13 protein-coding genes and 1 pseudogene are annotated in these 14,790 nt (G+C 71.3%); 5 read left to right on the top strand and 9 right to left on the bottom strand.

All coding sequences use genetic code 11. The features are described from left to right. Positions 1 to 74 precede the first annotated feature (74 nt). The gene (tkt, locus tag C1M51_RS10545; protein ID WP_129449623.1) at positions 75 to 2,117 is read right to left on the bottom strand and encodes a transketolase; all 2,043 of its coding nucleotides are present in this window, start codon (positions 2,115 to 2,117) and stop codon (positions 75 to 77) included. Between the two features lie 70 nt (positions 2,118 to 2,187). On the opposite strand from tkt, the gene speD reads away from it, so the two are divergent. The 3 genes from speD to C1M51_RS10530 are packed head-to-tail and all read left to right on the top strand — an operon-like array spanning position 2,188 to position 3,988. Continuing rightward, complete coding sequence (speD, locus tag C1M51_RS10540) at positions 2,188 to 2,565, top strand: adenosylmethionine decarboxylase (protein ID WP_129449621.1); 378 nt, start codon at positions 2,188 to 2,190, stop codon at positions 2,563 to 2,565. Beyond that, a complete protein-coding gene (gene murU, locus C1M51_RS10535) occupies positions 2,562 to 3,266 on the top strand; it encodes an N-acetylmuramate alpha-1-phosphate uridylyltransferase MurU (protein ID WP_129449619.1) in 705 nt (234 codons plus the stop codon). The genes speD and murU overlap by 4 nt, the downstream gene beginning before the upstream one ends. Beyond that, the gene (locus C1M51_RS10530; RefSeq protein ID WP_129449617.1) at positions 3,263 to 3,988 is read left to right on the top strand and encodes a hypothetical protein; all 726 of its coding nucleotides are present in this window, start codon (positions 3,263 to 3,265) and stop codon (positions 3,986 to 3,988) included. The genes murU and C1M51_RS10530 overlap by 4 nt, the downstream gene beginning before the upstream one ends. A gap of 6 nt (positions 3,989 to 3,994) precedes the next feature. Here the strand turns inward: C1M51_RS10530 and C1M51_RS10525 are convergent, their stop codons facing one another. After that, the gene (locus C1M51_RS10525; protein ID WP_129449615.1) at positions 3,995 to 4,987 is read right to left on the bottom strand and encodes an aldo/keto reductase; all 993 of its coding nucleotides are present in this window, start codon (positions 4,985 to 4,987) and stop codon (positions 3,995 to 3,997) included. Positions 4,988 to 5,083: 96 nt separating this feature from the next. On the opposite strand from C1M51_RS10525, the gene C1M51_RS10520 reads away from it, so the two are divergent. Then, on the top strand, positions 5,084 to 6,448 hold the full coding sequence (locus tag C1M51_RS10520; RefSeq protein WP_129449613.1) for an aminopeptidase P N-terminal domain-containing protein: 1,365 nt from the start codon (positions 5,084 to 5,086) through the stop codon (positions 6,446 to 6,448). Positions 6,449 to 6,470: 22 nt separating this feature from the next. On the opposite strand, the gene C1M51_RS10515 is transcribed toward C1M51_RS10520, so the two are convergent. Beyond that, positions 6,471 to 6,857 carry a hypothetical protein gene (locus tag C1M51_RS10515; protein WP_129449611.1) on the bottom strand — a complete coding sequence of 129 codons (387 nt, stop codon included), beginning with the start codon at positions 6,855 to 6,857 and terminating at the stop codon, positions 6,471 to 6,473. A gap of 280 nt (positions 6,858 to 7,137) precedes the next feature. Between C1M51_RS10515 and C1M51_RS10510 the strand changes: the two genes are divergently transcribed. Next, positions 7,138 to 7,350, top strand: a complete 213-nt coding sequence (locus tag C1M51_RS10510) for a hypothetical protein (protein WP_011827853.1) — start codon at positions 7,138 to 7,140, stop codon at positions 7,348 to 7,350. Positions 7,351 to 7,360: 10 nt separating this feature from the next. Here C1M51_RS10510 and C1M51_RS10505 read toward each other — a convergent pair whose 3' ends face one another. From C1M51_RS10505 to C1M51_RS10480, 6 genes and pseudogenes are all read right to left on the bottom strand, one after another. Then, complete coding sequence (locus C1M51_RS10505) at positions 7,361 to 8,479, bottom strand: tartrate dehydrogenase (RefSeq protein WP_129449609.1); 1,119 nt, start codon at positions 8,477 to 8,479, stop codon at positions 7,361 to 7,363. Then, positions 8,476 to 10,146, bottom strand: a complete 1,671-nt coding sequence (locus tag C1M51_RS10500; RefSeq protein ID WP_242499651.1) for an FAD-dependent oxidoreductase — start codon at positions 10,144 to 10,146, stop codon at positions 8,476 to 8,478. The genes C1M51_RS10505 and C1M51_RS10500 overlap by 4 nt, the downstream gene beginning before the upstream one ends. Then, entirely contained in the window at positions 10,143 to 11,726 is a 1,584-nt protein-coding gene (locus tag C1M51_RS10495; protein WP_129449605.1) for a polyamine aminopropyltransferase, read from the bottom strand. Before C1M51_RS10495 ends, C1M51_RS10500 begins: the two co-directional genes overlap by 4 nt. 30 nt (positions 11,727 to 11,756) lie before the next feature. Further along, complete coding sequence (locus C1M51_RS10490; RefSeq protein ID WP_011827849.1) at positions 11,757 to 11,981, bottom strand: DUF350 domain-containing protein; 225 nt, start codon at positions 11,979 to 11,981, stop codon at positions 11,757 to 11,759. 34 nt (positions 11,982 to 12,015) lie between these two features. Continuing rightward, complete coding sequence (locus C1M51_RS10485) at positions 12,016 to 13,647, bottom strand: DUF4178 domain-containing protein (protein WP_129449604.1); 1,632 nt, start codon at positions 13,645 to 13,647, stop codon at positions 12,016 to 12,018. 34 nt (positions 13,648 to 13,681) lie between these two features. After that, a pseudogene (locus C1M51_RS10480) lies at positions 13,682 to 14,722 on the bottom strand (SPFH domain-containing protein). Positions 14,723 to 14,790 lie beyond the last annotated feature (68 nt).

Below are 14,790 nucleotides of genomic sequence, written 5' to 3'. Positions count from 1 at the left end.
ACCGCGCCGGCCCCGGCATCCGGCCGCGCTCCCCGCGGCAGATGTCACGGAGCCGCACAGCGACGACCGGCCCCTCACTTCTTCAGCACCCGGTGCACGGTCGCGGCCACGTTCTCGGCCGTGAAGCCGAAGTGCTTGAACAACGCACCGGCCGGTGCCGATTCGCCGTAGGTGTCGAGACCGACGACGGCCGCGCAACCGTACTTCCACCAGCCATCGGTGACGCCGGCCTCCACCGCCACCCGCGGCAGCCCGTCGGGGAGCACCCGGCGCTTGTAGGCCACGTCCTGGCGATCGAACGTGGTGGTGCTGGGCATCGACACCACGCGCACCGCGATGCCGGCGGCTGCGAGCTGCTGCTGCGCGTGCAGCGCGAGCTGCACCTCGGACCCGGTGGCGATGAGCACCGCCTGGGCCTTCCTCTTCAGCCCCACCTCGGCCGGCTCGGCCAGCACGTAGGCCCCGCGCGCCACCTCGTCGAGCCCGGCCTTCGGCAGGTAGGGCAGGTTCTGACGCGACAGCAGCAGCGCGGTCGGGCGGTCCACGTTCAGCAGCGCCTTGGTCCACGCGATCGTGGTCTCTGCGGTGTCGGCCGGGCGCCAGACGTCGAGGTTCGGGATCAGCCGCAGGCTCGCGGCGTGCTCCACGCTCTGGTGCGTCGGGCCGTCCTCGCCGAGGCCGATGCTGTCGTGCGTGAAGACATGCACCACGCGCTGCTTCATCAGCGCGGCCATGCGGATGGCGTTGCGTGAGTAGTCGCTGAAGGTCAGGAAGGTGCCGCCGTAGGGGATGAAGCCGCCGTGCAGCGCGATGCCGTTCATCACCGCCGCCATGCCGAACTCGCGCACGCCGTAGTTGATGTGGCGGCCCCCGTTCGAGGCCCCCACCGCGTCGAAGCGAAGCGCCGGCGTGCTCTTGGTGTTGGTGAGGTTCGATCCAGTGAGATCGGCGCTGCCGCCCAGCAGTTCGGGCAATGCAGCGGTGAAGGCCTCCAGCGCGAGCTGGCTGGCCTTGCGGCTGGCCACCGTCTCGGCCTTGGCGTGCGCCGCGATGGCGGCGTCCACCGCGATCTGCGCAAAGTTCTCCGGCAGCGCGCCCGCCATCCGGCGTTCGAACTCGGCCGCGGCGGAGGGATGGTCGGCGCGGTACGCCTCGAAGCGGCCTTCCCAGTCGGCCTGCAGGTTGGCTCCGGTGTCCCTGGCGTCCCAGTCGTTGTAGGCCTCGGCCGGGATCTCGAAGGGCGCATGCGGCCAGCCGAGCGCGGCCCGCGTGAGCGCGATCTCCTCGGCACCGAGCGGCTCGCCGTGGGCCTTGGCGGTGTTGGCGCGGTTCGGCGAACCCTTGCCGATCGCGGTCTTGCACACGATGAGACTGGGCTGGCCGGAGTGGCGCTTGGCCTGCGCGATCGCCGCATCGACCGCTCCGACATCGTGCCCGTCGACCGGCCCGACGACGTTCCAGCCGTAGGCCGCGAAGCGCTTCGCGGTGTCGTCCACGAACCACGGCGCCACCTGGCCATCGATGCTGATCCCGTTGTCGTCGTACAGCGCGATCAGCTTGTCGAGCTTCCAGGCGCCCGCCAGCGCACTGGCCTCGTGGCTGATGCCCTCCATCAGGCAGCCGTCGCCGAGGAAGACATAGGTGTGATGGTCGACGATGGCATGGCCGTCGCGGTTGAACTCCGCCGCCAGCAGCTTCTCGGCCAGCGCCATGCCGACCGCGTTGCTGAGGCCCTGCCCCAGCGGACCGGTGGTGGTCTCGACGCCGGGCGTGATGCCGACCTCGGGGTGGCCTGGCGTCTTGCTGTGCAGCTGGCGGAAGTTGCGCAGCTCCTCGAGCGGCAGGGCATACCCGGTCAGGTGCAGCAGCGCATAGATCAGCATCGATCCGTGGCCGTTGCTCAGCACGAAGCGATCGCGGTCGGCCCAGGCCGGGTTGGCCGGGTTGTGGCGCAGGTGCCGGCCCCACAGCGCGACCGCGATGTCGGCCATGCCCATCGGCGCGCCAGGGTGGCCGGAATTGGCCTGCTGCACCGCGTCCATCGCCAGCGCGCGGATCGCGTTGGCCATCAGCGAGGTGTCGGGGGTGGCGGGCGTGCGGGATTCGAGGGCAGCCATGATTTGCAGGGGAAAAGGGCGCCACGGAAGCGGCAGAATCGACGATTTTACGAGCCCCGTCGCGCCACCCATGCAGGGTCTGCACCTCACCGCCGATTTGAGCGGCTGCCGCCGCGGCAGCCCGGCCCTGGTCGACGTGTCGGCGCTGCGCGCTCTGTGCCTGGGGGCCGTTCTCGACGCCGGCCTGCAGCCGGTCGGCGAATGCTTCCATCCCTTCCCCGCCGAGCACGGCGAACCGCGCGGCGTCACCGGCGTGCTGCTGCTGGCGGAATCGCACCTCGCTGTGCACACCTGGCCGGAACTGGACGCGGTGACGCTGGATGTCTACGTGTGCCATCGCCATGCCGACAACTCGGCGCGCGCCGAGGCCGTGATCGCGCGGCTGATCGAGGCCTTCGCGCCGGCGCGCGCCGAACGCCATGCGCTGCGCCGCGGGGCGGCTGCATGAACGCCCCCGCGCTGATCCTCGCCGCCGGCCGGGGCGAGCGCATGCGTCCGCTGACCGACCACACGCCCAAGCCGCTGCTGCCGGTGCATGGCAAGCCGCTGATCGAATGGCAGCTGCTGGCGCTGGCGCGCGACGGCGTGCAACGCGTCGTGATCAACACCGCCTGGCTCGAGGAGCAGTTCCCGGCCACGCTGGGCGACGGCTCTCGCTTCGGGCTGAGCATCCGCTACTCGATGGAAGGCCGGGACTACGGCGGCGCGCTCGAAACCGCCGGCGGCATCGCCACCGCGCTGCCGCTGTTGCAATCGGACACCTTTTGGGTCATGGCGGGCGACGCCTACATCCCCGGCTTCCGGTTCGATGCGCAGCACGTGAACGACTTCATGGCCGGTGGCGATCTGGCCCACCTCTGGCTCGTGCCCAACCCGCCGCAACACCCCCGCGGCGACTTCGGCCTCAGTGACAAAGGCCGCATCCTGGCGGGCGACGATGCAGCGGTCATCACTCGTTACACGTACTCCACAGTGGGCTTGTTCCAATCGAAACTGGTCGAGGGCGTGCCGCCGGGACAGAAAGCGCCGCTGCGACCTCATTTCGATGCGGCGATCGCCCGCGACCGGATCAGCGGCAGCCTCTACCTGGGGCCCTGGACCGACGTCGGCACACCGCAACGCTGGCAGGCCTTGCAGGATGGGAGTTGAGAACGATGGACGGGGTGGGCTCACCGCTGCTCTGGTTGCTGAGCGTGCCGGTCGCCGTGCTGCTGCAGCGCGGCGCCGTGCGCGGCCTGCGCGCAGCGTGGCTGGCGCATGAACCGGTGTCCGGCGACCACACCGACTCGGTCGTCTACCACCGCAGCCTGTGGACCCCCGGCGAGCCCCAGGTGCTGGTCGCGGCCGGCTTGCTGCTGGCGAGCGGCCTGGCCGCTGCGGCAGGCCTGCAGCTCGAGGGCTGGCCGCTGTGGCCCGCCGGCTTGCTGTGGCTCGCCGCCGTGGCCTGGGACCTGTGGACCTGGGAGCGCGTGGCGGCGAGCGTCAAGTTCGTCTCGTGGCGGCGCGGCTGGCGGCATTCGGCACGCCGCGTCGCGGTGTCGGACCTGAGCGAGGTCAACGTCGTCGAGCGGCGGCCGCGGGCGTCGCGAATTCCCGTCTGGGCACGCCCCAGCACCTGCTATCTCGCGCTGGTGATGCGTGACGGCAAGGCGGTGAAGCTGCCGCGCACCGGCGCGCTGTTCGGCGGCGAGGCCGAGATCGAGCGCCTAGCCAATTTCGTGCGCATGCAGATGGACGTGGTGGCCGACAACCGCCGCCGTGCTGCCGCCGACAAGCGCTCGGCGGCGCGCCGCGCCAGGCTGGAGCCGGTGCCGGTGCACCCGTCGAACCGCATCGATCCGCTGGCGCTGAATCGCGGCGGACCGGGCTGAGCCGGCTCAGCTGGCCAACGGCTTCGTCACGGCATCGATCCGCGCCAGCACTTCCGGCGTGAGCCGGGGCGCGAGCGCCAGGGCCTTCAGGTTGTCCTGCAGCTGCGCGATGCGACTGGCCCCGAGGATCACGGTGCTGACGCGCGGGTTGCGGTTCGCCCAGGCGATCGCGAGCTGCGCGACCGTGCCGCCCAGATCGGCGGCAATCTCCTCGAGCTGGCCGACCGCGGCGTTCTTCGCCGGATCCGTGAGGCCGTCGCGCAGGAAGGCCATGTTCTCGAGCGCCCCGCGGCTGCCCTCGGGGATGCCGCGTCGGTACTTGCCGGTCAGCAGGCCGCTCGCCAGCGGGCTCCAGGTGGTCAGGCCCAGCCCGATGTCCTCGTAGAGCCGCGCGTACTCCTCCTCGACGCGGCGGCGGTGGAACAGGTGGTACTGCGGCTGCTCCATCACCGGCTTGTGCAGGTGGTGCTTGTCCGCGATCTCCCAGGCGGCGCGAATCTCCTGCGCGCTCCACTCGCTGGTGCCCCAGTAGAGCAGCTTGCCGCGGGTGATGAGGTCATGGAAGGCCCACACCGTCTCCTCAATGGGTGTGTGCGGGTCGGGCCGGTGACAGAACACGAGGTCGACAACCTCGAGCTGCAGCCGCTGCAGTGCGCCATCGATCGCCTGGTGCAGGTACTTGCGGTTCAGCGTGTCCTGGCCGTTGATGCGTGGCCGCTCGCCTGGCTTCGCGCGGTCGAGGCCCCAGAAGAACTTGGTCGACACGACGACGTCGAGCCGCGGCAGCCCGAGCTGGCGCAGCGCCTCGCCCATGATGGACTCGCTGCGGCCGTTGGCGTAGATCTCCGCGTTGTCGAAGAAGTTGACGCCGGCATCGAAGGCGGCCGCGAGCATGTCCTTCGCGGCGCTCACGTCGACCTGGTTGTGATACGTCACCCAGGATCCGAGCGACAGTTCACTGACCTGCAGGCCGGAGCGGCCGAGACGGCGGTATTGCATGAGAGGGACTCCTGGTCATCGGGGATCGGTGCCGCGCGCGGCGGACACCGCGCCGCGCTCACTACACTGCAAGCGTACCCAGAACCGCATCGCCCCATGAGCCCCTCCGTCTATGCCGAACGTCGCGCACGCCTGGGCGCCGCGCTGCGCGAAGCCGGCGGCGGTGTCGCCGTGCTGCCGACCGCACCGGAGCGCACGCGCAACGCCGACAGCGAGCACCCCTACCGCCACGACAGCGCGTTCTACTACCTGACCGGGTTCTCCGAGCCGGGCGCGCTGCTCGTCCTCGACGCCGCCGGTCGCAGCCTGCTGCTGTGCCGACCGAAGGACGAGGAACGCGAGATCTGGGACGGCTACCGGCTCGGCCCCGCATCGGCGCCCGCCGCGCTGGGCATCGACGAGGCGTTGCCGATCGAGGCGCTGGACACGGTGTTGCCGCAGCGGCTCGCCAACTGCCCGGCGGTGTGGTTCCCGTTCGGCGGACACGACGGGCTGGCGTCGCGCGTCGCCGGCTGGCTGGACAGCGTGCGTGCGCGTTCACGCGCCGGCATCGAGTCGCCGACGCAGCAGCGCGACCTGGCTCGTTTGATCGACGAAATGCGCCTGTTCAAGGACCCGCACGAAGTGGCGCTGATGCGGCGCGCCGGCGAGATCGGCGCGGCCGGGCATGTGCGCGCGATGCAGGCCTGCCGGCCCGGCCTGCGCGAATACCAGCTCGAGGCCGAACTGCTGCACGAGTTCCGCCGCAGCGGCGCCAGCGGCCCGGCCTACACGAGCATCGTCGCCGCGGGCCGCAATGCCTGCGTGCTGCACTACGCGGCCGGCGATGCCGAGCTGCGGCCCGGCGAGCTGTGCCTGATCGATGCCGGCTGCGAGTACGGCAGCTATGCGAGCGACATCACACGCAGCTTTCCAGTCGACGGGCGCTACACGGCGCCGCAACGCGCGCTCTACGAGCTGGTGCTGGCCGCCCAGGAGGCCGCGATCGCCCACACCCGGCCCGGCGCCCGCAAGACCGACAGCCACTGGGCCGCGGTGCGCGCGCTGAGCGCCGGTCTGCTGGACCTGGGCCTGCTCGACCGCGACCGGCACGGCAACGTCGACGACGTGGTGGCCAGCGCCGCCTACCGGCGCTTCTACATGCACGGCACGGGCCACTGGCTGGGGCTGGACGTGCACGATGCCGGCGAGTACCTCGCGCTCGACGAGGTGCCGGTCGAACAGCCTGACGGGCTCGGCGGCCTCATCATCAAGAAGCCTTCACGCCGCCTGCAGCCGGGCATGGTGGTCACGATCGAGCCCGGGCTCTACGTGCGGCCGGCCCCCGACGTGCCGGAGTGCTATTGGCACCTCGGCATCCGCATCGAGGACGATGCACTCGTCACGCCCGACGGCTGCGAGCTGCTGAGCCGGGGCGTGCCGGTGCGGCCCGACGAGATCGAGGCGCTGATGCGCGGCTGAGTGCCGCGCGCCGCGCCGGGGGCTATTGCAGTTGCCCGGGTGCGCGGTGCCACAGCCGCTGGGCGGCTTCGGCCGGATCGACGCCGACGGCATCCGCGACCTCGGCGGTCGGCGTCAGGCGATCCCAATGGCCGAGCAGACGGTGCAGCGTGAGCCGGAACCCTTCGCTCAGCTGAGGGTGGTGGCTCAGGCAGCCGAGCTGCCGGCGCACCTTGGCCGCCATCAGCAGGCTCTGGCCGTGTGCCGCGAGCGGCTGGGCCAGCGCGGCCCGCTCCACCACGCCGGTCATCAGGGCCAGCGTGCCCGCCAGCAGGGCCTCGGCGCTCGGCAGCACGCTGGGGTCGACGTCGTCGTCCGACGGTTCGGCCGGCAGACGGCGCACGGCGCCTTCGGGATCGTTGCGATTCATTGCGAGCCTCCACCGCGCGAACGCGGGCGTGCTGAGTCGTCGGACTGGCTCGGGTGGGAGGCCCTGGCTGCGTTGGCACGGGTTCGGAAACCGGTGCCATGGCGCTGATTGTAATGAGAATCATTCTTATTATTCAAGCTGCACCAACACCTTCTCAGCACTCCGCCGTCCCCCCGATTCCCGGGCCTGCCCGGGGCACGGCGCCACCCAGATCGAGGATGAAACAAAACGTACAGAGGCTCATCATGACGGCGTAGACACTCGCGACACGGGGGAAACGATGCAGGAGCGGTTCGAGCACCGCGGCAAGGCCGTCGAGGTGTGGACCACGGGGCGCCAGAAGGGCCCGTGGAACTGGGCGTATCGGATCGACAGCGGCGCACCGCGCGAGAGCCGCAACCGGTTGCTGTCGAACGAGGTGGTGGTGTTCAACGAGGGCAAGGCCGCAGCCTGCGCCGAACTCGACCGGCTGACACGCGCCGGCGCACGCTGAGCCAACGCCCCTAAGGCGCGCTGGCTGCCACCTGCTCGGCGATCGCGCGCCCCATCACCGTCGTCGAGGCGTTGCCACCCAGGTCGGGCGTGCGCGGCCCTGCCACCAGCACCCGCTCGATCGCCGCCACGATGGCATCGTGGGCCTGCAGATGGCGTGCGGTGTCCGCACCGATCGCGCCGCCGAGGAAGTCGAGCATCAGCGCGCCCGACCAGATCATCGCCACCGGGTTCGCGATCGCACGGCCGAAGATGTCGGGCGCCGAGCCGTGCACCGGCTCGAACAGCGAGGGGAACTGGCGCTGCGGGTTCAGGTTCGCGGACGGCGCCAGGCCGATGGTGCCGGTGCAGGCCGGACCCAGGTCGCTGAGGATGTCGCCGAACAGGTTGCTGGCGACCACGACGTCGAAGCGCGTCGGCTGCAGCACGAAGCGCGCGCTGAGGATGTCGATGTGCTGCTTGTCGACCGTGACCTCGGGGTAGCCCTGCGCCATCGCGTCGGCGCGCTCGTCCCACCACGGCATGCTGATGGCGATGCCGTTGGACTTGGTGGCCACGGTGAGGTGCTTGCGTGGCCGCGACTGCGCCAGCTCGAAGGCGAACTTCATCACCCGGTCGGTGCCGTGGCGCGAGAACACCGACTCCTGGATCACGATCTCACGCTCGGTGCCCTCGAAGATGCGCCCGCCGAGATTGGTGTACTCGCCCTCGGTGTTCTCGCGCACCACGAAGAAGTCGATGTCGCCGGGCTTGCGCGGCCGGCCGTCGCGGTCGACCAGCGGGCACGGCACGCCGTCGAACAACCGCACCGGGCGCAGATTGATGTACTGGTCGAACTCGCGGCGGAATTTGAGCAGCGAGCCCCACAGGGACACGTGGTCGGGCACCACGGCCGGCCAGCCGACGGCGCCGAAATAGATGGCGTCGTAGCCGCTCAGCGTCGCGAACCAGTCGTCGGGCAGCATCTGCCCGGTGCGCTGCCAGTAGTCGGCGCAGGCCCAGTCGAAATGATCGAACTGCAGCGCCAGTTCGAAGCGCCGTGCCGCCACCTCGAGCACGCGCAGGCCTTCGGGCATCACCTCCTGCCCGATGCCGTCGCCGGGAATCACCGCGATGCGATGGGGCTTCATGTCGATCTCCTCGAAGTCGGGTCGCCGCCCAGGGTCTGCGCGACCGCCTGGCCTGCCAGTGTGCCGCGCGTGTAGGCCTCCTCGAACACCGAACCGGCCGACAGGTCGGCATGGGCGAAGTGCAAGCGTCCCTGCGCCGTGCCCAGCGCGGCCAGCGCCGCGTCGCCGCGCAGCCCGGGGGTCGGCACGATCATCGCGTGACCGTAGCGCATCGAGTCGATGCGCGCCAGCCGCTGCGGCAGGTCGGGGTGTGCCGGCAGCAGGTCGGCCAGCACCGCGTCGCGCCAGGCGGCCCACGGCGCCGCCAGCAGGCGGGCGCGTTGCGCGTTCAGCTCGGCGCGCGACTGCCCGCCGAGCGCCCAGTAGTGCGTCAGCACCGTCGGACCGGGCACCGGGCGCAGGCTCTGGTGCATCGCGTCGACATAGCCCAGCGCCGGGCTGCCGGCGATCACGTTGTCCCAGGCCGGCGGCGGCCCGGGGCGGTCGAGCAGCGGCGCGTGCAACTGCAGGTTGCTGACCAGCCAGGGCGCATAGGCGAGCCGCGGCGCCACATCGGCCAGTGCCGCGGGCGGCGCATCGATCAGCCGCGCCGCAATGAACAGCGGCACGCAGACGACGACCTGCCGCGCCTGCCAGCGCTCCGGCCGCGCGGCCCGCGCATTCCAGACCTCGAGGGCCACCTCGTGGCGTGCCGGCGTGATGCGGGTCAGCAGCGCGGCGGTCTGCAGGCGATCGTCGAGCCCGCGTGCGAGCCTTTCGCTCAGCCAGGCATTGCCTTCGGGCCAGGTCAGCACCGCATCGGCCGGCTCGGCGTCATCGTCGCCGGGCGCATGGAAGCCGTGGCGGCTCGCGAAGTAGTGGATCCCGGCCCAGGCCGAGACCAGCCCGAGACCGGCGCCGTAGTCGTCGCGGCAGCTGTAGTCGAGATAGGCGAGCAGCCGCGCGTCGTCGTAGCCCCGCGCACTCAGCCAGGCCGCGAAGGTCTGTGCGTCGAGGGCGGCCAGCCCCGCGCTCCAGCGGCTGCGCAGCGTGGGCATCGCGAAGCTCAACGCGCGCTGCAGCGTCCCCACCTCGGCGGCAAAGCGGCGCAGTTGCGCCAGCGTGCCGGTGCCGGCGCCCTCCAGCGGCAACAGGCCCTCGTGCCAGCGACCCGGCGCCGTCGCGTCGGCCTGGACGGACGGCACGAACACGCGCTCCTGCGGCGCATGGCAGAGATGACGCTCCTCGTAGACCGTGCGGCCGGCCTCGCTGCGCGCGACGCCCAGTTCGTGCAGCAGTTCCGCGACCTCGCGCGCCTCGGGGCCCGGCAGCGGCAGGTAGTGCGCGCCGAGCGGACAGCGCATGCCGCCCATGGTGTGCGCGCGGGCATTGCCGCCGGCCGCGTCTTCCAGCTCGAACACGCGGAAGTCGTCGATGCCGGCGTGGCGCAGCGCCCGTGCCGCCGCCAGCCCGGCCACGCCGGCACCGACGATCGCGACGCTGCAGCGTCGCGCGCTGCTGGCATCGGCGCGCGGCAGCCTTCCGTCGCGCAACGCGTGGCCGCGCGCCGCGTCGGCGCCGACCCAGCCACCCGCCACCTCAGCCGGCGCGCGCTCGCAACCGGCCAGCCACGGCCCAACGGCCAGCGCCCCGCCCGCCGCGAGCAGCGCACGGCGCGCGCCGCTCACTGGTGGACGCGGCCCCATTCCTCTTCGAAGGTGTGCACCAGCCCCTGGGTGCTGAGGCGGTTGGGCTCGGCGGGTACGCGGGCCATGTCGGGCGGGAAATCGAACAGCGCGGGCAGGCCGCCGACGGTCAGGAAACGCAGGCCGTCGGGCACCTGACGCGGCGCGGCATAGGGCCGCTGGCCGGCCAGCACGAAGCCCCATTCGCCGAAGCTGGGCACGTGCGCGTGATAGGGCGTCGCCTGCAGGCCCACGGCCTCGATGGTGCTCACCACGGTCCAGAAGCTCTTGCGCGCGATCAACGGCGAGGTGGTCTGGACCACCGCGTAGCCGGAGGCCGCCAGGTGGCGGGCCATCAGCGCGTAGAAGCTGGTCGAGTAGAGCTTGCCGATCGCATGGTTGCTCGGGTCAGGGAAGTCGACCACGATCACGTCGAACAGCGCGTCGTGGCGGTCCAGCCAGCCGAAGGCGTCGTCGTTGACGATCGTGAGCTTCGGCGACTTCAGCGCATCGCCGTTCAACGCGGTCAGCAGCGGCTCGGTCGAGAACAACCGCGTCATCGCCGGATCCAGCTCGACCAGCGTGACGTGCTCCACCGCCGGGTGCTTCAGCACCTCGCGCACGGCCATGCCGTCGCCACCGCCGAGCACCAGCACGCGCTTCGGTGCGCCGTGCGCCGCCATCGCCGGGTGCACCAGGGCCTCGTGGTAGCGGTACTCGTCGCGCGAGTGGAACTGCAGGTTGCCGTTGAGGAACAGCCGCACCCCCGCCGAGCCCGACGTGACGACGACGCGCTGGTACGGCGAACTCTGGCTGAAGACGATGCGGTCGCCGTAGAAGCGGTCTTCGGCCCAGGTCGTGAGCCGGTCGGCGCCGAGCAGCGCGGCACCGAGCGCGGCGAGCACCGCAGCGCAGGCCAGCGCGTGCGCACGCCAGGCCCGCAGTTCGGCGCGGAACAGCCACAGCGCCCACACCGCGACGGCGACGTTCAGCAGGCCGAACACGACGCCGGTGCGCACCAGCCCGAGTTGCGGCACCAGCAGCAGCGGAAACGCGACCGACACGGCCAGCGCACCGAGGTAGTCGAAGGTCAGCACCTGCGACACCAGGTCCTTCAACGCGTAGCGCTCGCTGAAGTGGCGCTTGAGCAGCCGCATCACCAGCGGTATCTCCAGGCCCACCAGGATGCCGACCGTCAGCACCAGCCCGTAGAGCAGCGCACGGAAGGGCGCGACCGCGCTGACCGGCAGCAGGCTGTGCGCGACGAACAGCGCCGCCGGCATCAGCCCGCCGATCAGGCCGACCAGCAGCTCGATGCGCAGGAAGTTGGCGACCAGCTGGCGCTCGATGTGGCGCGACAGCCAGGAGCCGATGCCCATCGCGAACAGGTAGGCGCCGATGACGGTGCTGAACTGCAGCACCGAGTCGCCCAGCAGGTAGCTGGCCAGCGCCCCGGCCGCGAGCTCGTAGACCAGCCCGCAGGCCGCGACGACGAACACCGAGGCGAGCAGCGCCACCTCGGCCGGACGCACCGCCGCGGCGCGGCCGGTGGCCGCGGCATCGAGTGCCGCCGGCTCGCTCACGCGCCGGCCGGCTGCGCCGGATGCGCGTGCTCAGCCATGGATCGCCGCGGCGACGATCAGCCCGATCGCCAGGCACATCGCCGCCACCACCAGCGCCAGGGCCTTGTTCTGCTTCTCGACAATCTCGGCCCACAGGTCGTAGGGCGTGAGCTTGTCGATGATCACGAAACAGATCCAGAACACCAGCACGCCGATCAGCGCGAACAGGATCGAGCCGAAGAAGACCCCCGGCCTCAGCCACTCCATACCCATCATGATGCGTCGCTCCTGTTGATGAATCTACGGCAGGCTACTTGTGCCCGCCCCCACCGGTGCTGAAGCCACCGTAGGACCCGCCTGAACTGCGTCCGCCGCTGCCGCTGTTGCGCGCGCAGCTCTGGTACTCGTTGCTGGCCTCGCCGTAGGTGCGGCGCAGCTCGCTGCAGTCGTCGCGGCCGCAGCGCACCATCGAGAACACGACCACGACGAACAGCAGGAAGAGAAACAGCCCGGCCATGCCGCCGAAGCCTTTGGTCGACACCGGCTTGGCGTCGCGCTGCAGCGCGGCGCGCTGGCCGTCGTCGAGCTTGAAGGCCTTCAGCAGCAGGTCGGCGTCGAGCGCCGCGCCGGCCGACCAGGTGACCTCGGCGTCACCGCCCTCGCCGGTCTGCTCGCGATTGAGCTGCTTGCCACCGGGGCCGCGGTAATCGGTGTTGCGCGTGCGCTCGCCGCGCGCCAGCCGCCAGTAGAACTCGCCCAGCACGTAGGTGATCTGGCCGCTGTAGCGGTAGAGCTCGCGGTAGCTGTCGCCCTGCCAGCGCGCGGTGGCGCCGCTGACCTGCGGCGCGCCGGTCAGCGGCCGCACCCAGCTCCAGCCGTCCTCGGCATCGACCAGGAAGGCGAAGCCGGCCTGGCGGTTGTAGAGCAGGTACTCGCGCCAGAAGCTCTGCTCGTCGTCGCCGGCCTCGGGCAGCGTGCAGCGCTCGACATAGCCGACCACCTGCCAGGGCAGCGGTCCACCGGCGCCGAGGGTCAGCGTGCCGCTGCGGCCCAGCGCGATCAGCGGCTCGCCGCCGGCCACGCCCGGGGTGTCCTGGGCATAGTGCTTCAGGTCGGCACCCACGCCCTGCGCGCCGGGTGCGCCCAGGTCGACCACCGCGTGGCACTGCGCGCAGACGATCGACTGCGTGCTGTCGAGCTGCACCGCCAGCGATGCACCGCAGCTCGGGCAGGCGAGCGTGCGTCCCTTCAGCGCGCGCGTGCTGCCGTCCTCGCGCAGGCCCGACAGCGCCAGCTCGGCGAGCTGCAGGCCGCGGCCGACGTACCAGCGCGGCGGCTGAGCCTCGGCCGCCGCGCCGTAGTCAATGCTCGCCACCTCGCCCTGCGCGTTGCGCAGCTCGGCGACGACGTAGGCCCGCTCCAGCACCGGCACGAAGGCCAGCTCGCCCTCGGCGGCGCCGAGCCGCGCGGTCGTGACGCCGGCCACCGACCAGGCGTCGCGCCCCAGCACCAGCGGCGCGCCGACCCGCAGCGACTCCGGCGGCGGCAGCGGCGCCGGCGGAGTCGCCTCGAAGCTGAAGACGTAGCCGCCGTTGTCCTCGCTGAGCCAGCCCGAGCGCGGCGTCTCGGCCGCATCGGCCGCGTCGAACAGCGCGTGCCACTCGTTCCAGCTGCCGCCGGCGTAGCGCACCTGCAGGCGCCCCACCAGCGTGAAGGCCGCGCCGCGCCAGCGCCCGGCCGCGCCGAGCTGCAGCGGGCTGTGGTCGTCGAACAGCTCGGCGCTCTGGCCGATGCGGCGCAGCGCGTCGCCGTCGCGCACCAGCGTGCTGCGGCAGTAGCTGCAGACTGCCAGCGCCGACGCGGCCGAGCGGAACTCGACCGCCGCGCCGCAGTTGGGGCAGGCGGCGCGGTAGGCGCGCTGGGGCGAGGGGTCGGTGGCCAAGGCTCAGCCGTGCGAGTCAGGGCCCGCCATCACCTCACACCAGCTTCTTCAGCAGCTCGGCCTTCTTCGCCGCGAACTCCTCGTCGGTGAGGATGCCCTTGGCCTTCAGGTCGGCCAGCTTCTCGATCGTCGCCATCACCTAGTCGGGCGCGATCGCGGCCGGCGCGGCCGGCGCCGCGGCCGCGCCGCCGCCCTGGAGGCCCTGCTGCAGGTTCTGCGCGAGCACCTGGCCGAGCGCGACGCCCGCGCCCAGGCCCATCGCGTCGCCCGCGATGCCGCTGCCGCCACCGGCTCCGCCGCCTTCGGCGAACTTCGGGATCGCCTGCGCCGTCTGGTACTGCATGAACTTGCCCATGTCGCCGCCGACCATGCCCATGCCGATCTTCTGGTCGAGCACCTTCTGCAGTTCCTCGGGCAGCGAGACGTTCTGCACCGTCACGCCCTCGAGCTTCAGGCCGATCTTCTCGAAGGCCGGTGCGGTGACGGTGGCGAGCTGCTGCGCGAACTCGACCTGGTTGGCCGCCAGGTCGAGGAAGGGCACACCGCTGGACGCCACCGCGTCGCTGATGTGCTGCAGCATCAGCGCGCGCAGCTGGCCGTCGAGGTCGGCCACGGTGTAGCGCTCGCGCGTGCCCGAGATCTCGGTGTGGAAGAGCTTGGGATCGGCCACGCGGTAGGCGTAGTTGCCGAAGGCGCGCAGGCGCACCGCGCCGAAGTCCTTGTCGCGGATCGTCACCGGCTGCGTCGTGCCCCAGCGCTGATCGATCTGCTGGCGCGTGCTGAAGAAGTACACGTCGCTCTTGAACGGCGACTGGAACAGCTTGTCCCAGTTCTTCAGGTAGGTCAGGACCGGCAGCGTCTGCGTGGTGAGCTTGTACAGGCCGGGCCCAAACACGTCGGCCACCTTGCCCTCGTTGACGAACACCGCCATCTGGGACTCGCGCACCGTCAGCGAGCCGCCGTACTGGATCTCGTTGCCGGCCATCGGGTAGCGCCAGGCCAGCGTGCCGTCCTCGCCCTCGGTCCATTCGAGGATGTCGATGAACTGCTTCTTGATGAAATCCATCAGTGCCATGGGGAACCTCCAGTGAAGCGGGTTGCAGCGAGCGAAGCGAACACAATAGCGGCGGGATCATAGACCGC

This window comes from Methylibium sp. Pch-M (genome assembly GCF_004136295.1).
Lineage (GTDB): Bacteria > Pseudomonadota > Gammaproteobacteria > Burkholderiales > Burkholderiaceae_C > Methylibium > Methylibium petroleiphilum.
This window is presented reverse-complemented; position numbering and strand designations above follow the sequence as displayed.

Bases quoted from the DNA above. Each gene is read 5' to 3' on its own strand.
- C1M51_RS10520 (WP_129449613.1), top strand. From the start codon at position 5,084: ATGAGCCCCTCCGTCTATGCCGAACGTCGCGCACGCCTGGGCGCCGCG.
- murU (WP_129449619.1), top strand. From the start codon at position 2,562: ATGAACGCCCCCGCGCTGATCCTCGCCGCCGGCCGGGGCGAGCGCATG.
- C1M51_RS10515 (WP_129449611.1), bottom strand. From the start codon at position 6,857: ATGAATCGCAACGATCCCGAAGGCGCCGTGCGCCGTCTGCCGGCCGAA.
- C1M51_RS10505 (WP_129449609.1), bottom strand. From the start codon at position 8,479: ATGAAGCCCCATCGCATCGCGGTGATTCCCGGCGACGGCATCGGGCAG.
- tkt (WP_129449623.1), bottom strand. From the start codon at position 2,117: ATGGCTGCCCTCGAATCCCGCACGCCCGCCACCCCCGACACCTCGCTG.
- speD (WP_129449621.1), top strand. From the start codon at position 2,188: ATGCAGGGTCTGCACCTCACCGCCGATTTGAGCGGCTGCCGCCGCGGC.
- C1M51_RS10490 (WP_011827849.1), bottom strand. From the start codon at position 11,981: ATGATGGGTATGGAGTGGCTGAGGCCGGGGGTCTTCTTCGGCTCGATC.
- C1M51_RS10525 (WP_129449615.1), bottom strand. From the start codon at position 4,987: ATGCAATACCGCCGTCTCGGCCGCTCCGGCCTGCAGGTCAGTGAACTG.
- C1M51_RS10510 (WP_011827853.1), top strand. From the start codon at position 7,138: ATGCAGGAGCGGTTCGAGCACCGCGGCAAGGCCGTCGAGGTGTGGACC.